At 66.1% G+C, this 16,012-nt stretch carries 17 protein-coding genes; 9 read left to right on the top strand and 8 right to left on the bottom strand.

Going from position 1 to position 16,012, the window contains the following annotated elements:
• Positions 1-78: 78 nt before the first annotated feature.
• The 3 genes from QSJ95_RS11880 to QSJ95_RS11890 all read right to left on the bottom strand — a co-directional run bounded on the left by QSJ95_RS11880 (position 79) and on the right by QSJ95_RS11890 (position 3,566).
• A complete protein-coding gene (locus QSJ95_RS11880) occupies positions 79-1,743 on the bottom strand; it encodes a phosphoethanolamine transferase (RefSeq protein WP_285642553.1) in 1,665 nt (554 codons plus the stop codon).
• A 132-nt stretch (positions 1,744-1,875) separates the two neighbouring features.
• Positions 1,876-2,667, bottom strand: coding sequence for a hydroxypyruvate isomerase family protein (locus QSJ95_RS11885; protein WP_285642555.1), 792 nt, complete (start codon positions 2,665-2,667; stop codon positions 1,876-1,878).
• Between the two features lie 11 nt (positions 2,668-2,678).
• A complete protein-coding gene (locus tag QSJ95_RS11890; RefSeq protein ID WP_009620625.1) occupies positions 2,679-3,566 on the bottom strand; it encodes an NAD(P)-dependent oxidoreductase in 888 nt (295 codons plus the stop codon).
• A 169-nt stretch (positions 3,567-3,735) separates the two neighbouring features.
• Between QSJ95_RS11890 and QSJ95_RS11895 the strand changes: the two genes are divergently transcribed.
• Genes QSJ95_RS11895 through phnE form a run of 4 tightly spaced genes read left to right on the top strand, consistent with a single transcriptional unit; the run spans position 3,736 to position 6,987 of the window.
• On the top strand, positions 3,736-4,593 hold the full coding sequence (locus QSJ95_RS11895) for a putative selenate ABC transporter substrate-binding protein (RefSeq protein ID WP_061560913.1): 858 nt from the start codon (positions 3,736-3,738) through the stop codon (positions 4,591-4,593).
• On the top strand, positions 4,590-5,393 hold the full coding sequence (locus QSJ95_RS11900; RefSeq protein WP_285642559.1) for a phosphonate ABC transporter ATP-binding protein: 804 nt from the start codon (positions 4,590-4,592) through the stop codon (positions 5,391-5,393). Before QSJ95_RS11895 ends, QSJ95_RS11900 begins: the two co-directional genes overlap by 4 nt.
• A complete protein-coding gene (locus QSJ95_RS11905; protein ID WP_043272538.1) occupies positions 5,387-6,208 on the top strand; it encodes a PhnE/PtxC family ABC transporter permease in 822 nt (273 codons plus the stop codon). Before QSJ95_RS11900 ends, QSJ95_RS11905 begins: the two co-directional genes overlap by 7 nt.
• Complete coding sequence (gene phnE, locus QSJ95_RS11910; RefSeq protein WP_285642561.1) at positions 6,205-6,987, top strand: phosphonate ABC transporter, permease protein PhnE; 783 nt, start codon at positions 6,205-6,207, stop codon at positions 6,985-6,987. Before QSJ95_RS11905 ends, phnE begins: the two co-directional genes overlap by 4 nt.
• Positions 6,988-6,993: 6 nt before the next feature.
• On the opposite strand, the gene QSJ95_RS11915 is transcribed toward phnE, so the two are convergent.
• The 4 genes from QSJ95_RS11915 to QSJ95_RS11930 all read right to left on the bottom strand — a co-directional run bounded on the left by QSJ95_RS11915 (position 6,994) and on the right by QSJ95_RS11930 (position 9,630).
• Positions 6,994-7,272 (bottom strand): hypothetical protein, encoded by a 279-nt coding sequence (locus tag QSJ95_RS11915; RefSeq protein WP_285642563.1) that lies wholly within the window; start codon positions 7,270-7,272, stop codon positions 6,994-6,996.
• Positions 7,273-8,013: 741 nt separating this feature from the next.
• A complete protein-coding gene (locus QSJ95_RS11920; RefSeq protein ID WP_488446257.1) occupies positions 8,014-8,490 on the bottom strand; it encodes a DUF2778 domain-containing protein in 477 nt (158 codons plus the stop codon).
• Between the two features lie 391 nt (positions 8,491-8,881).
• The gene (locus QSJ95_RS11925; RefSeq protein WP_043314178.1) at positions 8,882-9,247 is read right to left on the bottom strand and encodes a DUF5064 family protein; all 366 of its coding nucleotides are present in this window, start codon (positions 9,245-9,247) and stop codon (positions 8,882-8,884) included.
• 65 nt (positions 9,248-9,312) lie between these two features.
• Entirely contained in the window at positions 9,313-9,630 is a 318-nt protein-coding gene (locus tag QSJ95_RS11930; RefSeq protein WP_043272537.1) for a DUF2288 domain-containing protein, read from the bottom strand.
• Positions 9,631-9,934: 304 nt separating this feature from the next.
• On the opposite strand from QSJ95_RS11930, the gene QSJ95_RS11935 reads away from it, so the two are divergent.
• The 5 genes from QSJ95_RS11935 to QSJ95_RS11955 all read left to right on the top strand — a co-directional run bounded on the left by QSJ95_RS11935 (position 9,935) and on the right by QSJ95_RS11955 (position 14,815).
• The gene (locus QSJ95_RS11935; RefSeq protein ID WP_009620634.1) at positions 9,935-11,056 is read left to right on the top strand and encodes a branched-chain amino acid ABC transporter substrate-binding protein; all 1,122 of its coding nucleotides are present in this window, start codon (positions 9,935-9,937) and stop codon (positions 11,054-11,056) included.
• Positions 11,057-11,175: 119 nt separating this feature from the next.
• Positions 11,176-12,096: a high-affinity branched-chain amino acid ABC transporter permease LivH gene (gene livH / locus QSJ95_RS11940; RefSeq protein ID WP_009620635.1), complete on the top strand. Its 921-nt coding sequence runs from the start codon at positions 11,176-11,178 to the stop codon at positions 12,094-12,096.
• A complete protein-coding gene (locus QSJ95_RS11945; protein WP_058488743.1) occupies positions 12,093-13,346 on the top strand; it encodes a high-affinity branched-chain amino acid ABC transporter permease LivM in 1,254 nt (417 codons plus the stop codon). Before livH ends, QSJ95_RS11945 begins: the two co-directional genes overlap by 4 nt.
• Positions 13,343-14,110 (top strand): high-affinity branched-chain amino acid ABC transporter ATP-binding protein LivG, encoded by a 768-nt coding sequence (livG, locus tag QSJ95_RS11950; RefSeq protein WP_009620637.1) that lies wholly within the window; start codon positions 13,343-13,345, stop codon positions 14,108-14,110. The genes QSJ95_RS11945 and livG overlap by 4 nt, the downstream gene beginning before the upstream one ends.
• A gap of 3 nt (positions 14,111-14,113) precedes the next feature.
• Positions 14,114-14,815, top strand: a complete 702-nt coding sequence (locus tag QSJ95_RS11955) for an ATP-binding cassette domain-containing protein (protein WP_009620638.1) — start codon at positions 14,114-14,116, stop codon at positions 14,813-14,815.
• A gap of 446 nt (positions 14,816-15,261) precedes the next feature.
• On the opposite strand, the gene QSJ95_RS11960 is transcribed toward QSJ95_RS11955, so the two are convergent.
• Positions 15,262-15,951: a GntR family transcriptional regulator gene (locus QSJ95_RS11960; RefSeq protein WP_249917615.1), complete on the bottom strand. Its 690-nt coding sequence runs from the start codon at positions 15,949-15,951 to the stop codon at positions 15,262-15,264.
• Between the last annotated feature and the right edge of the window lie 61 nt (positions 15,952-16,012).

Raw genomic sequence — 16,012 nt, forward strand, 5'->3', positions numbered from 1 at the left:
CCGTGCGGGATGACCCGCACGGCCTTTTTTTCGCCTGAAGCGCCCCTGTAGGAAAAGCGGAAGGCTACGGCATCGGCGTCATTCGCCCGCCGCCACCGCGTTGCCGCGGCAGGAGTGGAAGATGTCCAGGCCGGGCTGATACAGGCTGGTGCGCACGTCCAGCAGGCCGAGCACCGAGTGGAACAGGTTGTCGTGGCTCAGGTCCTGCTCGTCGCGCTTGCCGGCCAGGCAGCCGCGGTCGATGCCCAGGTCGCGCAGGGTCGAGGGGCCGAACCACATCACCATCGGCACGTGGGTCTGCACCGCCGGGGCAATGGCATAGGGCGCGGCGTGCAGGTACACGCCGTTCTCGCCCAGCGACTCACCGTGGTCGGAGACGTAGAGCATCGAGGTGTCGTACCTGTCGCTGTTCTTCTTCAGCAGCTCGATGACCTTCGACAGGAAGAAATCGGTGTAGAGGATGGTGTTGTCGTAGACGTTCACCAGCTCGTCTTTCGAACAGCTGCCCAACTGGTTGGTGCGGCACACCGGCTTGAAGCGCTCCATGTCCGCCGGGTAGCGGTCGTAGTACTCCGGGCCGTGGCTGCCGTCGGCGTGCAGGACGATGATGGCGTTGTCCTTCAGGCCGTCGATGTACGCCTGCAGGTCCTGCAGCAGGGCCTCGTCCAGGCAGCGGTTGCCATCGCAGAACGGCCCGGGCTGGTTCTTCGGGATGTCGCGGTGCGGCACGCGCAGGCAGGTGCCCTTGCAGTCGCTGTTGTTGTCCAGCCAGAGCACCTGCAGGCCGGCGCGTTGCAGCACGTCCAGCAGGCTCTCGTAGGTCTTGCCCTTCTTGTCGCTGTAGTCCTCGCGGGGGAACTTGGAGAACATGCAGGGCACCGACACCGCGGTGGAAGTCCCGCAGGAATGCACCTGGGTGAAGTTGAGGATATCCAGCTTCGCCAGCTCCGGGTTGGTTTCGCGGGCGTAGCCGTTGAGCGAGAAGTGGTCGGCCCGCGCGGTCTCGCCGACCACGAAGACGAACAGCGACTTCTTCGCCCGTTGCGCGGCCTTGGCGCTCTGCACCGCGTCCTCGCCGATCTTCTGCACCACCAGGTCGGCCTTCTTGATGCCCAGGCGCTGCTTGCCGTACTTGCTCACGGCGTAGATGTAGTTGGTCGGGTTGATGAAGTGGGTCAGCTTGTCTTCCTCGCGGAAGATCGGCGCGTAGGTGGAATAGAAACTACCCACCATCACCGCCACTGCGGCCACGCAGGCGAACACCACCAGCACCTTGTTCAGCAGCCCGCGCAGGAACGGCTTGTAGGCCACCGGCAGCGCCCAGACCAGCGCCGAGGGCAGCGCCCCGAGCAGCAGCAGGTAGGCCACCAGCCGGCCGCTGAACAGCGCCTCGGCCTCGCCCGGGTTGGTCTCGAAGACGTTCTGCACCATCACCGTGTCGATGGCGATGCCGTAGCTGTTCATGAAGTAGGCCGCGGCGGCCGAGCACAACGCCACGAGGGTCAGCACCGGCTTGAGCAGCGGGCGGAACGACACCAGGGTCAGCAACAGGGTGAAGGCGGCCCAGAGGAAGACGCCGAAGGAGGCGAAGAAGGCGATGCGATACGCCCCCTGCAACGGCACCAGGCCATCCAGGGCCTTCCAGGTGGCGAGGTTGTAGAACAGCACCAGGGCCAGGGAAAACAGCAGGACCAGGCGGTTGGAACTGATGGTGGGTAACAGGCGGCGGTTGCCCTCGGACATCGAGGCACTCCTTGACTGGGCGCAGCGGAAAGAACGGCATCGCCCGCCGTCGCGGCGGGCGCGCCGAATCTACTGATCAGTTAGTCAAAAAAGTGTCAAATTTGCCACTGAATCGATACAACGTTTGTCGGCTCAGGCCGATTTCAGACGTTCCCGCCACGCCGGCAGCCAGCCCAGGCCTGCGCTGGTGGCGCCCTGCGGACGGTATTCGGCGCCCAGCCAGCCGGTGTAGTCCTGGGCCCGCAGGGCTGCCAGCGCCGGTTCGAAGTCCAGTTCGCCGCTGCCCGGCTCGCCGCGCCCGGGGGCGTCGGCGAACTGCACGTGGCCGATATGCCCTTGCAGCTGGCGCACGCAGTCGGCCAGGTCCAGGCCCATGCGCGCCATGTGGTAGAAGTCCAACTGCGCCGCCAGGTTCGGGTGGCCGACGCGCGCCAGCATGTCCAGCAGATGCTGCGGGGTGTTGAGCAGGAAGCCGGGCATGTCGTGCAGGTTGATCGCCTCCATCAGCACCGCGATGCCGCGCCCGGCGAAGGCCTCGGCGGTCTGCCGCAGGTGTTCGGCCAGCAGCGCCAGCGCCTGCTCGCGTTCGACGCCCTCGGCCAGGCGCCCGGCCAGCACGTTGATCTTCTGCGGCCGCGCCACCTCGGCGTACTCCAGGGCCTGGCGCAGCCCGGCGGCGAACTGCGCCTCGCGCCCCGGCACCGCGGCCAGCCCGGCGCCGCCCTGCATCAGGTCGCCGGCCGGCAGATTGAACAGCACCAGCGGCAGGCCACTGCGCTGCAGCTCGGCCTGCAATGCCGCGGCCGGCACCTCGTAGGGAAACTGGATCTCCACCCCGGCGAAACCGGCCTCGGCGGCGGCGCGCACGCGTTCCAGCAGCGGCAGCTCGGTGAACAGCAGGGACAGGTTGGCGCAGATCGGCATGGCGGCTTTCCTCAATCGCGGGGTTGGCGGTACTGCTCGACCAGGGTGGCCGGGTCGTGCGCCAGGTGGCCCTGGCTGCCGTGCAGGCGCATCAGCTGCGCGGCCAGGCCGCTCATGGGCGTGGCCGAGCCCTGCTCGCGGGCCAGCTTGACCGCGGTGTCCAGGTCCTTGAGCAGGGTGCGCACGTGCCACTTGATCGGCTCGAAGCGGCTCTCGGCCATCTGCGGGGCGAGGATCTGCAAGGGCTTGGAGTCGGCGAAACCGCCGGCCAGGGCCGGAGCGATCAGGCTGGCGTCGACCCCGGCGCTCTCCGCCAGGGCTACCACTTCGGCGATCACCAGGGCGTTGCAGGCGACGATCATCTGGTTGCACACCTTGGTCACCTGGCCGGCGCCGACCTCGCCCATGCGCGTCAGGCGCTGGCCGAGGTGGGCGAGGACGGGGCGGACGCGCTCGATGTCCTCCACCCGGCCGCCGGCCATGATCGCCAGGCTGCCGGCCTCGGCGCCCGGGGTGCCGCCGGAGACCGGCGCATCGACCCAGCGCATGCCGCTGCGGGATTCGAGTTCGGCGGCCATCTCGCGGGTGGCGGCCGGTTCCAGGCTGGAGAAGTCCACCAGCAACTGCCCCGGTTTCGCCCCTTCGACGATGCCGCCGGGGCCGAACACCACTTCGCGCACGGCGGCGGTGTCGGCCAGGCAGAGCATGACGATCTCGGCATCCGCGCACAGCTGCGCGGGGCTCTGCGCGACGCGGGCGCCCTCCCCGGCCAGCAGCTCGCGCTTGGCGGCGGAGCGGTTCCACACGGTCAACGGGTAGCCGGCGGCCAGCAGGCGGCGGCTCATGGGCACGCCCATCAGGCCGAGGCCGGCGAAGGCGATGGAGGGCAAGGCAGACATGGATGGCTCCTGTCGGGCAAAATGGCGGGCACGGGGACGGCCATCTTAACCGTCCACCATCACCTTCGCCGAGCCTGCGAGCCCGCCGCCGTGGTCATTTCCACGCGCACCGGCAGACCGCCACTATACTTCCCAGGCTTTTTCCGCTATTGAACCGGAGACTGCTCCCATGCTGAAACGCACCCTGGCGCTCGCCGCCTGCTTTGCGCTGTCCCTTTCCGCCAGCTTCACCCAGGCCGAAACCCTGAAGGAACTCAAGGTCTCGGCGATCCCCGACGAAGCCCCCACCGAGCTGCTGCGCAAGTTCAAGCCGCTGGGCGAATACCTGCAGGAACGCCTGGGCATGCCGGTGAAGTTCATCCCGGTGTCCGACTATGCCGGCGTGGTCGAGGCCCTGGCCGCCGACCGCCTGGACATGGCCTGGCTGGGCGGTTTCACCTTCGTCCAGGCGCGGCTGAAGACCGGCAACGCCATCCCCCTGGTGCAGCGCGAGCAGGACCAGCAGTTCACCAGCAAATTCATCAGCGCCGACCCGCACGTGAAGTCGCTGCAGGACCTCAAGGGCAAGACCTTCGCCTTCGGCTCGGTATCCTCCACCTCCGGCAGCCTGATGCCGCGCTACTTCATGCAGAAGGACGGCATCGTCCCCGAGCAGTTCTTCTCCCGCGTGGCCTACTCCGGCGCCCACGACGCCACCGTGGCCTGGGTCCAGGCCGGCAAGGTGGACGCCGGCGTGCTCAACGCCTCGGTGTGGCAGAAGCTGGTGGACGCCGGCAAGGTCGACACCAATAAAGTGAAGGTCTTCGCCACCACCCCAACCTACTACGACTACAACTGGACGGTGCGCGGCAACCTCGACCCGGCCCTGGCCGAGAAGATCAAGCAGGCCTTCCTCGACCTCGACCCGAGCAAGCCGCGCGACAAGGCCATCCTCGACCTGCAGGCGGCCAGCCGCTTCATCGAGACCAAGCCGGAGAACTACAAGGGCATCGAGGAGTCGGCCCGCGCCGCCGGCCTGTTGAAGTGAGCCTGCGCCTGACCGGCGTGGAGCACCAGCACGCCAACGGCCAGCGCGCCCTCGTCGGCATCGACCTGAGCATCGAGGCCGGCGAGCGGGTGGCGATCATCGGCCCCTCGGGCGCCGGCAAGACCACCCTGCTGCGCGTGCTGGCCACCGCGCTGAAGCCCAGCCATGGCGAGATCGAACTGCTCGGCAGCCGGCCCTGGCGCCTGGGCGCCCGGGCCCGCCAGCGCCTGCGCGCGCGCATCGGCCTGATCCACCAGGCGCCGCCGCTGCCGCCGCGCCAGCGGGTGGTCAACGCCGTGCTGGCCGGGCGCCTCGGCCAGTGGCCGCTGTGGAAGAGCCTGGCCAGCCTGCTCTACCCGCTGGACATCGACGGCGCCCGCGAGACCCTGCGCAGCCTGGACCTGGCCGACAAACTGTTCCAGCGCTGCGACCAGCTTTCCGGCGGCCAGCTGCAGCGCGTCGGCATCGCCCGCGCGCTGTACCAGCAGCCACAGCTGCTGCTGGCCGACGAGCCGGTCTCGGCGATGGACCCGGTGCTCGCCGGGCACACCCTCGACCTGCTCACCCGCGAGGCCGCCAACCGTGGCCTGACGCTGCTGGCCAGCCTGCACGCGGTGGACCTGGCCCTGGCGCACTTCCCGCGCATCGTCGGCATCCGCGACGGGCGCATCGTCTTCGACAAGCCGGCCGCCAGCGTCAGCCCGGACGACCTGCAGCAGCTCTACGCCAACGAACAGCTGAGCCTGGATGCCCCGACGCCGGTCGAGCCCCTGCACGTGGTGCAGATCCCGCGATGCTGAAACCCCGCGACCCCGCCGCTCTGCCGCGGCTGCTGCTGACCGCCCTGACGCTGCTGTTGCTGTGGCCCGGCCTGCGCCTGAGCGAACTGGACATCCCCGGCCTGTTCACTGGCGACAACGCGCGCACCATGGCCGGCTTCCTCGCCGGGTTCTGGCCGCCGGCCCACGACGCCGAATTCCTCGCCATCCTCGGCCGCGCCACCCTGGAAACCCTGGCCATCGCCACCGCCGGCATGGCCCTGGCCTGGCTCATCGCCTTCCCCGCGGCGCTGCTGGCCACCCGCGCGCTGTCGCTGTCCGCCCTGCCCCGTGGCGGCCTGCCGGCCTGGTGGGCGCGCGCCCTGCGCTGGCCGGTGCGGCTGCTGCTGATCGTGCTGCGCAGCATCCCGGAAATCGTCTGGGCGCTGCTGTTCGTCCGCGCCGTCGGCCTGGGCCCCACCGCCGGCGTCATGGCCATCGCCATCACCTACGGCGGCATGCTCGGCAAGGTCTACGCGGAAATCTTCGAATCGGTGGACCCGCGCCCCACCCGCGCGCTGCTGCTGGGCGGCGGCTCGCGCCTGGGCGCCTTCGCCTACGGCCTGCTGCCCCAGGCGGCGAGCGAGATGATTTCCTACACCGTGTACCGCTGGGAGTGCGCCATCCGCGCCTCGGTGGTCATGGGCTTCGTCGGCGCCGGCGGGCTCGGCCAGCAGGTCGACCTGTCGCTGCGCATGTTCGCCGGCGGCGAAGTGGCGAGCATCCTGCTGACCTTCCTGCTGCTGGTGCTGGGCGCCGACCAGCTCAGCCGCTTCCTGCGCCGGAGGCTGGAATGAACCGCGCCCGCGCCGGCCTCTTGCGCGCCATCGGCTGGAGCCTGGCGATCCTGCTCGCGGTGGTGGCCTCCTTCGTCTACCTGCAAGTCGACAGCGACGGCCTGCTCAGCGGCGAAGGCCTGCGGCAGATGTTCGGCTACGCCGGCGACTTCTTCCCGCCGGACCTGTCCGCCACGCACCTGAGCGCGGTGGGCCGCGGCGCCCTGGAAACCCTGGCCATGTCGGCCCTGGGCACATTGCTCGCGGCCGTGTTGGGGATGCTCTTCGCGCTGCCGGCCGCCGGCCGCTTCGGCGCCGCCGCGCAGAGCCTGGCGCGCTTCATCCTCAACGCCCTGCGCGCGGTGCCGGAACTGGTGTGGGGCGCGCTCATGGTGCTGGCCGCGGGCCTGGGCCCCAACGCCGGCACCCTGGCCCTGGCCCTGCACACCGGCGGCGTGCTCGGCCGGCTGTTCGCCGAAGCCCTGGAAAACACCCCGGCCGAACCCGCCGAGGCCCTGCGCCTGGGCGGCAGCGGGCGGGTCGCCGCCTTCGCCTACGGCACCCTGCCGGCGGTCTGGCCACAGCTGGTGGCCTACATCCTCTACCGCTGGGAGAACAACATCCGCATGGCCAGCGTGCTCGGCTTCGTCGGCGCCGGCGGCCTGGGGCAGATGCTCTACTTCAGCCTCAGCCTGTTCCAGCAGGCCCAGGCGGCCACGGTGATCCTCGCCATGCTGGTGCTGGTGCTGGGCGTCGACACCCTCAGCGCCTGGGCGCGGCAGCGGTGGGTCAGTGCCTGAGGGCGGCTAGCGGGAGCGGTATTTCCAGAGCAGGAACGACAAGCGGGCGATGCGCTTTACGTATCGCATGGCGAACAGGGCCAGAAGCAGGGATACCACCAAGGCAACGGTGGCCACGAAATCCATAAAGTTTTCCATGCCATACAGGCCCATGGCATTGCTTGCCCAATCCAATACCTTGACGGGTAGTGGGCTATACAAAAAACGTCCTACGAAGGGGAGAAATAAATAGATAAGGCCTGCAGTAGCGGCGATGTACAAAGATGCAAGGATTATCCATCTCATACCACTCGGAACACTCCCAGAACAGGTTTCCATCAGTTGACGCACATTTCAATGCAGCCTGAAGCTCATCGAACGGGTCCCACGCAAGCTCTGCTGCTTCTCCGAGCCCTCGCCGGGTGCAATCTGAAATTTCCTCATCGGATGCGGCATGACACCGGCCCTGCCGGCGCAACCGCGGACGGTTATGCGCCCTACTGCCTCTGCGAGGAACGAATCGGAGAGGACTCCATCCGCGATTCACGCACAGGGCGCACTCCTGCCACTGGGGCCGAGGCTAACCCCGTAGGATGGCGTTGAGCGAAGCGATACCCATCGCCATAGCCACATGGGTTTCTTAAGCTCAATCCACTTACAAAAAGCGCCTCAGGGCAGCTAACCAAACAGTTGCCATTACCGCTGAACCATGGAAGCGGCGTATAGCCAAGTCAGCAAGTACCCCGGTGTTCCGACTATCAAAAGTGGCGCATCATCGGGAGCGGTGTTTCCAGAGCAGGCACAGCAAATAGGCAATGCGCCTTACATATCGCATTGCGAATATGGCCAATAGCAGAGAGGCGAAAAGGACGACGGTGATATAGAAATTCTGAACTCCCTCCATGCTATGGATGCCCAGCGACTTGGTTAACCAGAACAAAACATCCGTGGACCACGAGGCATAGAAGATGCGCGCCAAACACCATGCAAAAACATAAGTGAGGCCCGCAGTGGCAGGGATGTACAAGAGTACAAAAGCTATCCACTTCATACTACTCGAAGCACTCCATAAGCACGGCTTCCATCAGCAAGAATAAGTGGCAAGGTACATTTCAATGCGGCCCGGAGCCAATCGAACTGAGTCGGGTACATCAATGTCACGCAACCTTTGCTGCTTCTCCGAGGTCCCATTGGGTGCAGTCTGAAATTGCCTCGTCTGATGTTCTGAACAAACGTCCAGTCATCAAACACTCCATCATCTCTGTAGAGCGAAAACCAGCGCTCATGATCGACGCCGAAGACACGATCTAAGCTGTTGTAAAGCCAGCCGAGGCGCCCCCCGGACTGGCGATCGAGTATGTAGTAACGTCCCCGGGGCAGAGGTCCTTCATCCACCTTTGCGACGAACCTCGGATCATTTCGTGCTGCCCCATATCCAGAAAAGGCCGGAAATCGCCCCACCCCGCCACAATCCAGATCACTGAACAGTTGGCCATTTAGTCTGAATGTGCAGTAAACGGGCACGCCGATGCACTCCGAGTAGCTTTGATGGCCACCCAGGCTGCCCCTGCCGTTGATTGGAAAATATCGCCGGGATCCTCGAATCGTTTCGGAAAGGTCCGTTATCAGTTACGAAATCAGCGCATAGGGCGAATAACGCGAAGCGTTATCCGCCGATTGGAGGGTTCATATTGCAGCCGGAGTGCCCATTGGAAACCGCTACCCATGTCTCCCGGCAGAACACCTGCGAAACCCATGCTGCCGTGACGATGGGTATCGCTTCGCTCAACACCATCCTACGATGGTGTTTCTCCTGCGCCTTGCGGGAGACGCCGTTCGCGGTTACCGGTGGCAACCCAGCGGTTTCGCGCCCATGAAAAAGCCCGGCACACGCCGGGCTTCTTCGTATCGCGGCTCACTCGCCGCCATGGAGCACCTTGTCCAGGTCCACCGGATCCCCCGGATGGGTCCCCAGCTTGACGCGGATGTCCTCGAACATCGCATCGTATTCCTTGTGGATACGCACGATCGGCCCAAAGCGCGGGTGCAGACCATGCTTCTGCGCAATGCGGGTGGCATCGCTGGCGAAGTTGAAGGCCTGGTCCTTGGGCATGTCGAACTCTTCCTTGAAGGCATTGCCGTCGATGCTGCCGTCCATGGTGAAGTGGACGTAGGCGCCCTTCTCGGCGTCGTGGCGAATCTCGTAGTACAGGTTGATATCCAGCGCCTGCTGGTCAAGGCCCGGCAGGGCGTGGAGATGCAGGTGACCAGGCTCGAACATGACGTGACTCCTTGCAGTGGTCCCGCAAGTCTAGCTCGCCTGCGGGCAACGCAAGCCGCCCCGGGTCAATGCAGCGTGTTTTTTTCCGCACGCTCCTGAACCAGCACCCAGGGCGCCACCACCACCGCCCACAGCTGCGGGTCGCGCTCCAGGAAGTCGCGGGCGCGGGCCTCGTCGACCCGCGCCAGGTCGCCGCTGGCCAGCCAGGCGGCGACCTTCTGGCGGTCGTCCTCGGCCACGGCCTGCGCGGCCTCCACCAGGTCGACGGCCTCGCCCACCTGCAGCAGGGCGCCGCGGGCGAAGAACGGCTGCAGCTCCTGCCAGGAAATCATCGCGGTCTCGCCGAGCAGCTTGGCATAGAGGGTGCTAGTTTGTTCAGTCATGGTACTCACCGGGAAATCAGGCGGCGCCATGATACCGCCCGGTCGTCGCCAGGCAAGTTTCCCGGGAGTTGCGCGGGGGTGGATGTGACCAAAGGAGGGCTACTGGCACAACGCCGTTTTTCTATACGTTTGTTTCGTCTTTGCGACATGGGGCGAAACGCCCCGCCGCCAGCGGCTTTTCAAGCGGCGAAGCGGCACTCTACACTGTACCGGTACAGTTGCCGGCGGCTTCCCCCGGGCGCAAAGCCCGTCGAACCGCGGCCACGAACCACAAGAACGAAAACACAAGAAAGAGTGGAGCATTATGAAAAAGGGTACCCAACGTCTTTCCAAACTGTTGACCGCCATGGCCCTGGCCGGCGTCGCCAGCTATTCGATGGCCGCCGATACCATCAAGATCGCCCTGGCCGGTCCGGTGACCGGTGCGGTCGCCCAGTACGGGGAGATGGAGTTCGTCGGCGCCAAGATGGCCATCGAACAGATCAACAAGGCCGGCGGCGTCGACGGCAAGCAGCTCGAAGGCGTGGTCTACGATGACGCCTGCGATCCGAAGCAGGCCGTGGCGGTCGCCAACAAGATCGTCAACGACGGCGTCAAGTTCGTCGTCGGCCACCTGTGCTCCAGCTCCACTCAGCCGGCCTCGGACATCTACGAGGACGAAGGCGTCCTGATGATCTCCCCGGCCTCCACCAGCCCGGACATCACCAGCCGCGGCTACAAGCTGATCTTCCGCACCATCGGCCTGGACAACATGCAGGGCCCGACCGCCGGCAAGTTCATCGCCGAGCACGTCAAGCCGAAGATCGTCGCGGTCATCCACGACAAGCAGCAGTACGGCGAAGGCATCGCCACCGCGGTCAAGAAGACCCTGGAAGACGCCGGCGTGAAAGTCGCCCTGTTCGAAGGCATCAACGCCGGCGACAAGGACTTCTCCTCGCTGATCGCCAAGCTCAAGCAGGCCAAGGTCGACTTCGTCTACTACGGCGGCTACCACCCGGAACTGGGCCTGCTGCTGCGCCAGACTTCCGAGAAAGGCCTGAAAGTCGGCTTCATGGGCCCGGAAGGCGTCGGCAACAAGGAAATCTCCGCCATCGCAGGCCCGGCTTCCGAAGGCCTGTACGTGACCCTGCCGAAGTCCTTCGACCAGGATCCGAAGAACCAGGCCCTGGTCGCCGCCTTCAAGGCCAAGAACCAGGACCCGAGCGGCCCGTTCGTGTTCCCGGCCTACGCCGCCGTGCAGGTCATCGCCGACGGCATCAAGAAAGCCGGCAGCGAGGATACCGAAAAGGTCGCCGCCGCCCTGCGCAGCAACACCTTCGACACGCCCACCGGCGCCCTGGCCTTCGACGAGAAGGGCGACCTGAAGAACTTCAACTTCGTGGTCTACCAGTGGCACAAGGACGGCACCAAGACCGAAGTCAAATAAGGTCTGCCGCCTGAGGTCCAGAGCCCACTGCGCCCGCAGTGGGCTTTGTTTATTCCGCGTATTCCGGGGGTCCGTCGCGCCACAAGCGCCGCTTCACGCGACGCCCGAGGAGTTAGGTGATGCCTGAGCTCTATCACTACCTGCAACAGCTGGTCAACGGCCTTACCGTTGGCAGCACCTATGCCCTGATCGCCATCGGCTACACCATGGTCTACGGCATCATCGGCATGATCAACTTCGCCCATGGCGAGGTCTACATGATCGGCTCGTACGTAGCCTTCATCGTGATCACCGGCCTGGCCATGATGGGGATCGTCAGCCTGCCGATCGTCATCTTCTGCACCTTCGCCGCCGCCATCATCGTCACCAGCGCCTATGGCTACAGCATCGAACGGATCGCCTACCGCCCGCTGCGCGGCAGCAACCGGCTGATCCCGCTGATCTCGGCCATCGGCATGTCGATCTTCCTGCAGAACGAGGTCCTGCTCGCCCAGGACTCCAAGGACAAGGCCATCCCCAACCTGCTGCCGGGGAACTTCGTCTTCGGCGATCCCACCTACGGGGTGACCGTCTCGTACATGCAGGTGCTGATCTTCATCGTCACCCTGCTGGCCATGTACGGCCTCAGCCTGTTCATCTCCCGTTCCCGCCTGGGCCGCGCCTGCCGCGCCTGCGCCGAGGACATCAAGATGGCCAACCTGCTGGGGATCAACACCAACAACATCATCGCCCTGACCTTCGTCATCGGCGCCACCCTGGCCGCCGTGGCCGCGGTGCTGCTGGGCCTGCAGTACGGCGTGATCAACCCGAACATCGGCTTCCTCGCCGGCATCAAGGCCTTCACCGCCGCGGTGCTCGGTGGCATCGGCAGCATCCCGGGCGCCATGCTCGGCGGCCTGGTGCTGGGCGTCGCCGAAGCCTTCGGCGCCGACGTGTTCGGCGACCAGTACAAGGACGTGGTGGCCTTCAGCCTGCTGGTCCTGGTGCTGCTGTTCCGCCCCACCGGTCTGCTCGGTCGTCCGGAGGTGGAGAAGGTATGAACAAGCGACTCAAGACGGCTTTCTTCAGCGCTCTGCTGGTGCTGGCGGTGGCCTACCCGATCCTCGGCCTGAAACTCAGCGTCATCGGCATCGGCCTGCAGCTGGAAGGCGTCAGCCCCAGCACCCTGTGGACCATCGCCGCGTGCGCCGTGGCCATGTTCGTCTGGCAACTGGTGCGCGATCGCTTCAGCTTCAGCCGTGGCCGTACCCTGCACATGGGCGAGAACAACTTCCTGTACCGCTCGCTGACGCAGCCTTCGGTGCAGCGCAAGGTGATCATCGTGATGATCCTGGTCGCCCTGGCCTGGCCCTTCTGGGGCTCGCGCGGGGCGGTGGACATCGCCACCCTGGTGCTGATCTACGTGCTGCTGGGCCTGGGCCTGAACATCGTGGTGGGCCTCGCCGGCCTGCTCGACCTGGGCTACGTCGGCTTCTACGCCGTGGGCGCCTACAGCTACGCGCTGCTCTCGCACTACTACGGCCTGGGCTTCTGGACCTGCCTGCCGATCGCCGGGGCGATGGCCGCGCTGTTCGGCTTCCTGCTCGGTTTCCCGGTGCTGCGCCTGCGCGGCGACTACCTGGCGATCGTGACCCTGGGCTTCGGCGAGATCATCCGCGTGCTGCTGCGCAACCTCACCGGCCTGACCGGCGGCCCCAACGGCATCAGCAGCATCGAGAAGCCGACCCTGCTCGGCCTGACCTTCGAGCGCCGCGCCCCCGAGGGCATGCAGACCTTCCACGAGTTCTTCGGCATCGCCTACAACTCCAACTACAAGGTCGTGTTCCTCTACCTGGTGGCGCTGCTGCTGGTGCTGCTGGTGCTGTTCGTCATCAACCGCCTGCTGCGCATGCCCCTGGGCCGCGCCTGGGAAGCGCTGCGCGAGGACGAGATCGCCTGCCGCGCGCTGGGCCTGAACCCGACCATCATCAAGCTCTCCGCCTTCACCCTCGGCGCCTGCTTCGCCGGCTTCGCCGGCAGCTTCTTCGCCGCGCGCCAGGGCCTGGTGACCCCGGAGTCGTTCACCTTCATCGAGTCGGCCACCATCCTCGCCATCGTCGTCCTCGGCGGCATGGGCTCGCAGCTGGGCGTGATCCTCGCCGCCGTGGTGATGATCCTGCTGCCCGAGCTGATGCGCGAGTTCAGCGAATACCGCATGTTGATGTTCGGCGCCATCATGGTGCTGATGATGATCTGGCGTCCGCAGGGCCTGCTGCCGATGCAGCGCCCGCACCTGGAGTTGCGTAAATGAGTCGACCGATTCTTGAAGTATCCGGCCTGACCATGCGCTTCGGCGGCCTGCTGGCCGTCAACGGCGTCGCGCTCAAGGTCGAGGAAAAGCAGGTGGTCTCGATGATCGGCCCCAACGGCGCCGGCAAGACCACCGTGTTCAACTGCCTGACCGGCTTCTACCAGCCCACCGGCGGGCAGATCCTGCTGCGCGGCGAGCCCATCCAGGGCCTGCCGGGCCACAAGATCGCCCACCGCGGCGTGGTGCGTACCTTCCAGAACGTCCGCCTGTTCAAGGAAATGACCGCGGTGGAGAACCTGCTGGTGGCCCAGCACCGGCACATCAACACCAACTTCTTCGCCGGCCTGCTGAAGACCCCCGGGTTCCGCCGCGCCGAGGCCGAGGCGCTGGACTACGCGGCGCACTGGCTGGAAGTGGTCAACCTCAAGGACGTCGCCAACCGCCCGGCCGGCACCCTGGCCTACGGCCAGCAGCGCCGCCTGGAGATCGCCCGCTGCATGATGACGCGCCCGCAGATCCTCATGCTCGACGAGCCGGCCGCCGGCCTCAACCCGCGCGAGACCGAGGACCTCAAGGCGCTGATCGCCATGCTGCGCGCCGAGCACGGCGTGACCGTGCTGCTGATCGAGCACGACATGAAGCTGGTGATGAGCATTTCCGACCACATCTACGTGATCAACCAGGGCACGCCCCTGGCCGACGGTACCCCGGAGCAGATCCGCGACAACCCGGACGTGATCAAAGCCTATCTGGGGGAGGCCTGAGCCATGCTGAAGTTCGACAAGGTCTCCACCTTCTACGGCAAGATCCAGGCCCTGCACGAGGTCAGCCTGGAAGTGCAGCAGGGCGAGATCGTCACCCTGATCGGCGCCAACGGCGCCGGCAAGTCGACCCTGCTGATGACCCTCTGCGGCTCGCCGCGGGCGGCCTCCGGCAGCATCAAGTACCTCGGCGAGGAACTGGTCGGCCAGGAGTCTTCGCACATCATGCGCAAGAGCATCGCGGTGGTCCCCGAAGGCCGCCGGGTGTTCGCCCGCCTGACCGTCGAGGAAAACCTGGCCATGGGCGGTTTCTTCACCAGCAAGGGCGACTACCAGGAGCAGATGGACCGCGTCCTGGGCCTGTTCCCGCGCCTGAAGGAACGCTTCAGCCAGCGCGGCGGCACCATGTCCGGCGGCGAGCAGCAGATGCTCGCCATCGGCCGCGCGCTGATGAGCAAGCCCAAGCTGCTGCTGCTCGACGAGCCATCCCTGGGCCTGGCGCCGATCATCATCCAGCAGATCTTCGACATCATCGAACAGCTGCGCAGCGAAGGCGTGACCGTCTTCCTCGTCGAGCAGAACGCCAACCAGGCGCTGAAGCTCGCCGACCGCGGCTACGTGCTGGAGAACGGCCACATCGTGATGCAGGACACCGGCGCCAACCTGCTGGTCAACCCCAAGGTGCGCGACGCCTACCTGGGGGGTTGAGCCTCTTGCGGCAAGAGAAAACGGCCCTTCGGGGCCGTTTTTCTTTGGCTCTTCGCAGGATGGGTCGAGTCCTGGCGATGGGTATCGCTTCGCTCAACCCATCCTACGACTGCGCCCTCTGCGGAGCTGCGAAAACGGCAGGATGAAACCTCCCTCCCCGGTCGCACGGACAGCCCCCTCTCCCGCTTGCGGGAGAGGGTTGGGGAGAGGGAGCGGAGTCAATCCGAAACACAGTTGCCGCCGGTAAACACCATTCGCGAGTAGGAGCGCGCCCTGCGCGCGAAATCGCGGGCAGGGCCCGCTACATCGGCATGACATGGCAGATAGCCACAGGAATGCACGGTCGTAGGAGCGGACCTTGTCCGCGATAGCCGGACCCACCGGCGCGGTTCGCGGATGAGATCCGCTCCTACGCGGCCCCACCCGCGCCATTCCCATGGGGGGATTCAACCCGCCGCCCGCGCCTCGTCCTCTTCGCGCTGGGCGAGGAACTCCAGCATCTTCTGGCTGCCGTCGGTGAGGTCGGCGCAGATGGCCGCGCGGGCTGCCGCGCCATCGCCTTTCTGCAGCGCATGCAGCACTTCCCAGTGGTGCTCCACCGCCATGCGTTCGTTGAAGCTGCCGTAGGTCCGCGCGATCAGCGGCCCGGTGCGCATCCACAGGCTGTCGAGGAAGCCCTTGAGCAGCGGCATGCCGGCGATCTCGGCGAGGGCGAAGTGGAAGGCCTGGTTGAGTTTGAGCGCCGCCACCAGGTCGTCGGCGTGGATGGCCGCGAGGTTGTCGCGGATGTTCTTCTCCAGCATCGCCAGTTGCGCGGGCGTGACGCGGCTGGCCGCGGTCTCGGCGGCCAGGCCCTCCAGGGCCACGCGGATGCTGCGGATTTCCAGGTACTGCTCGCGGCTCAGCACCGGCACGCGGATGTCCCTTGGCGTGCGCAGCACCAGGGCCTGCTCCTTGGCCAGTTGCAGGATGGCGTCGCGCACCGGCGTCACGCTGGTGCCCAGTTGCTGCGCCAGGTCGCGGATGCGCAGGCGGTCGTCGGGCTGGAAGCGTCCGGTGATCAGCGCCTCGCGCAGCAACGCGTAGACGCCGCTGCCCAGGTAGGCGTGGTTGAGGCCGTCGATGGGGTAGTTCATGGGCTCCTCGCAGGTTCCGGGCGCGATGATGCGGTGCTGGCCGGCGAATTGCCAGCCACCG

Source organism: Pseudomonas sp. NBRC 100443 (genome assembly GCF_030268185.1).
Taxonomy (GTDB): domain Bacteria; phylum Pseudomonadota; class Gammaproteobacteria; order Pseudomonadales; family Pseudomonadaceae; genus Pseudomonas; species Pseudomonas citronellolis.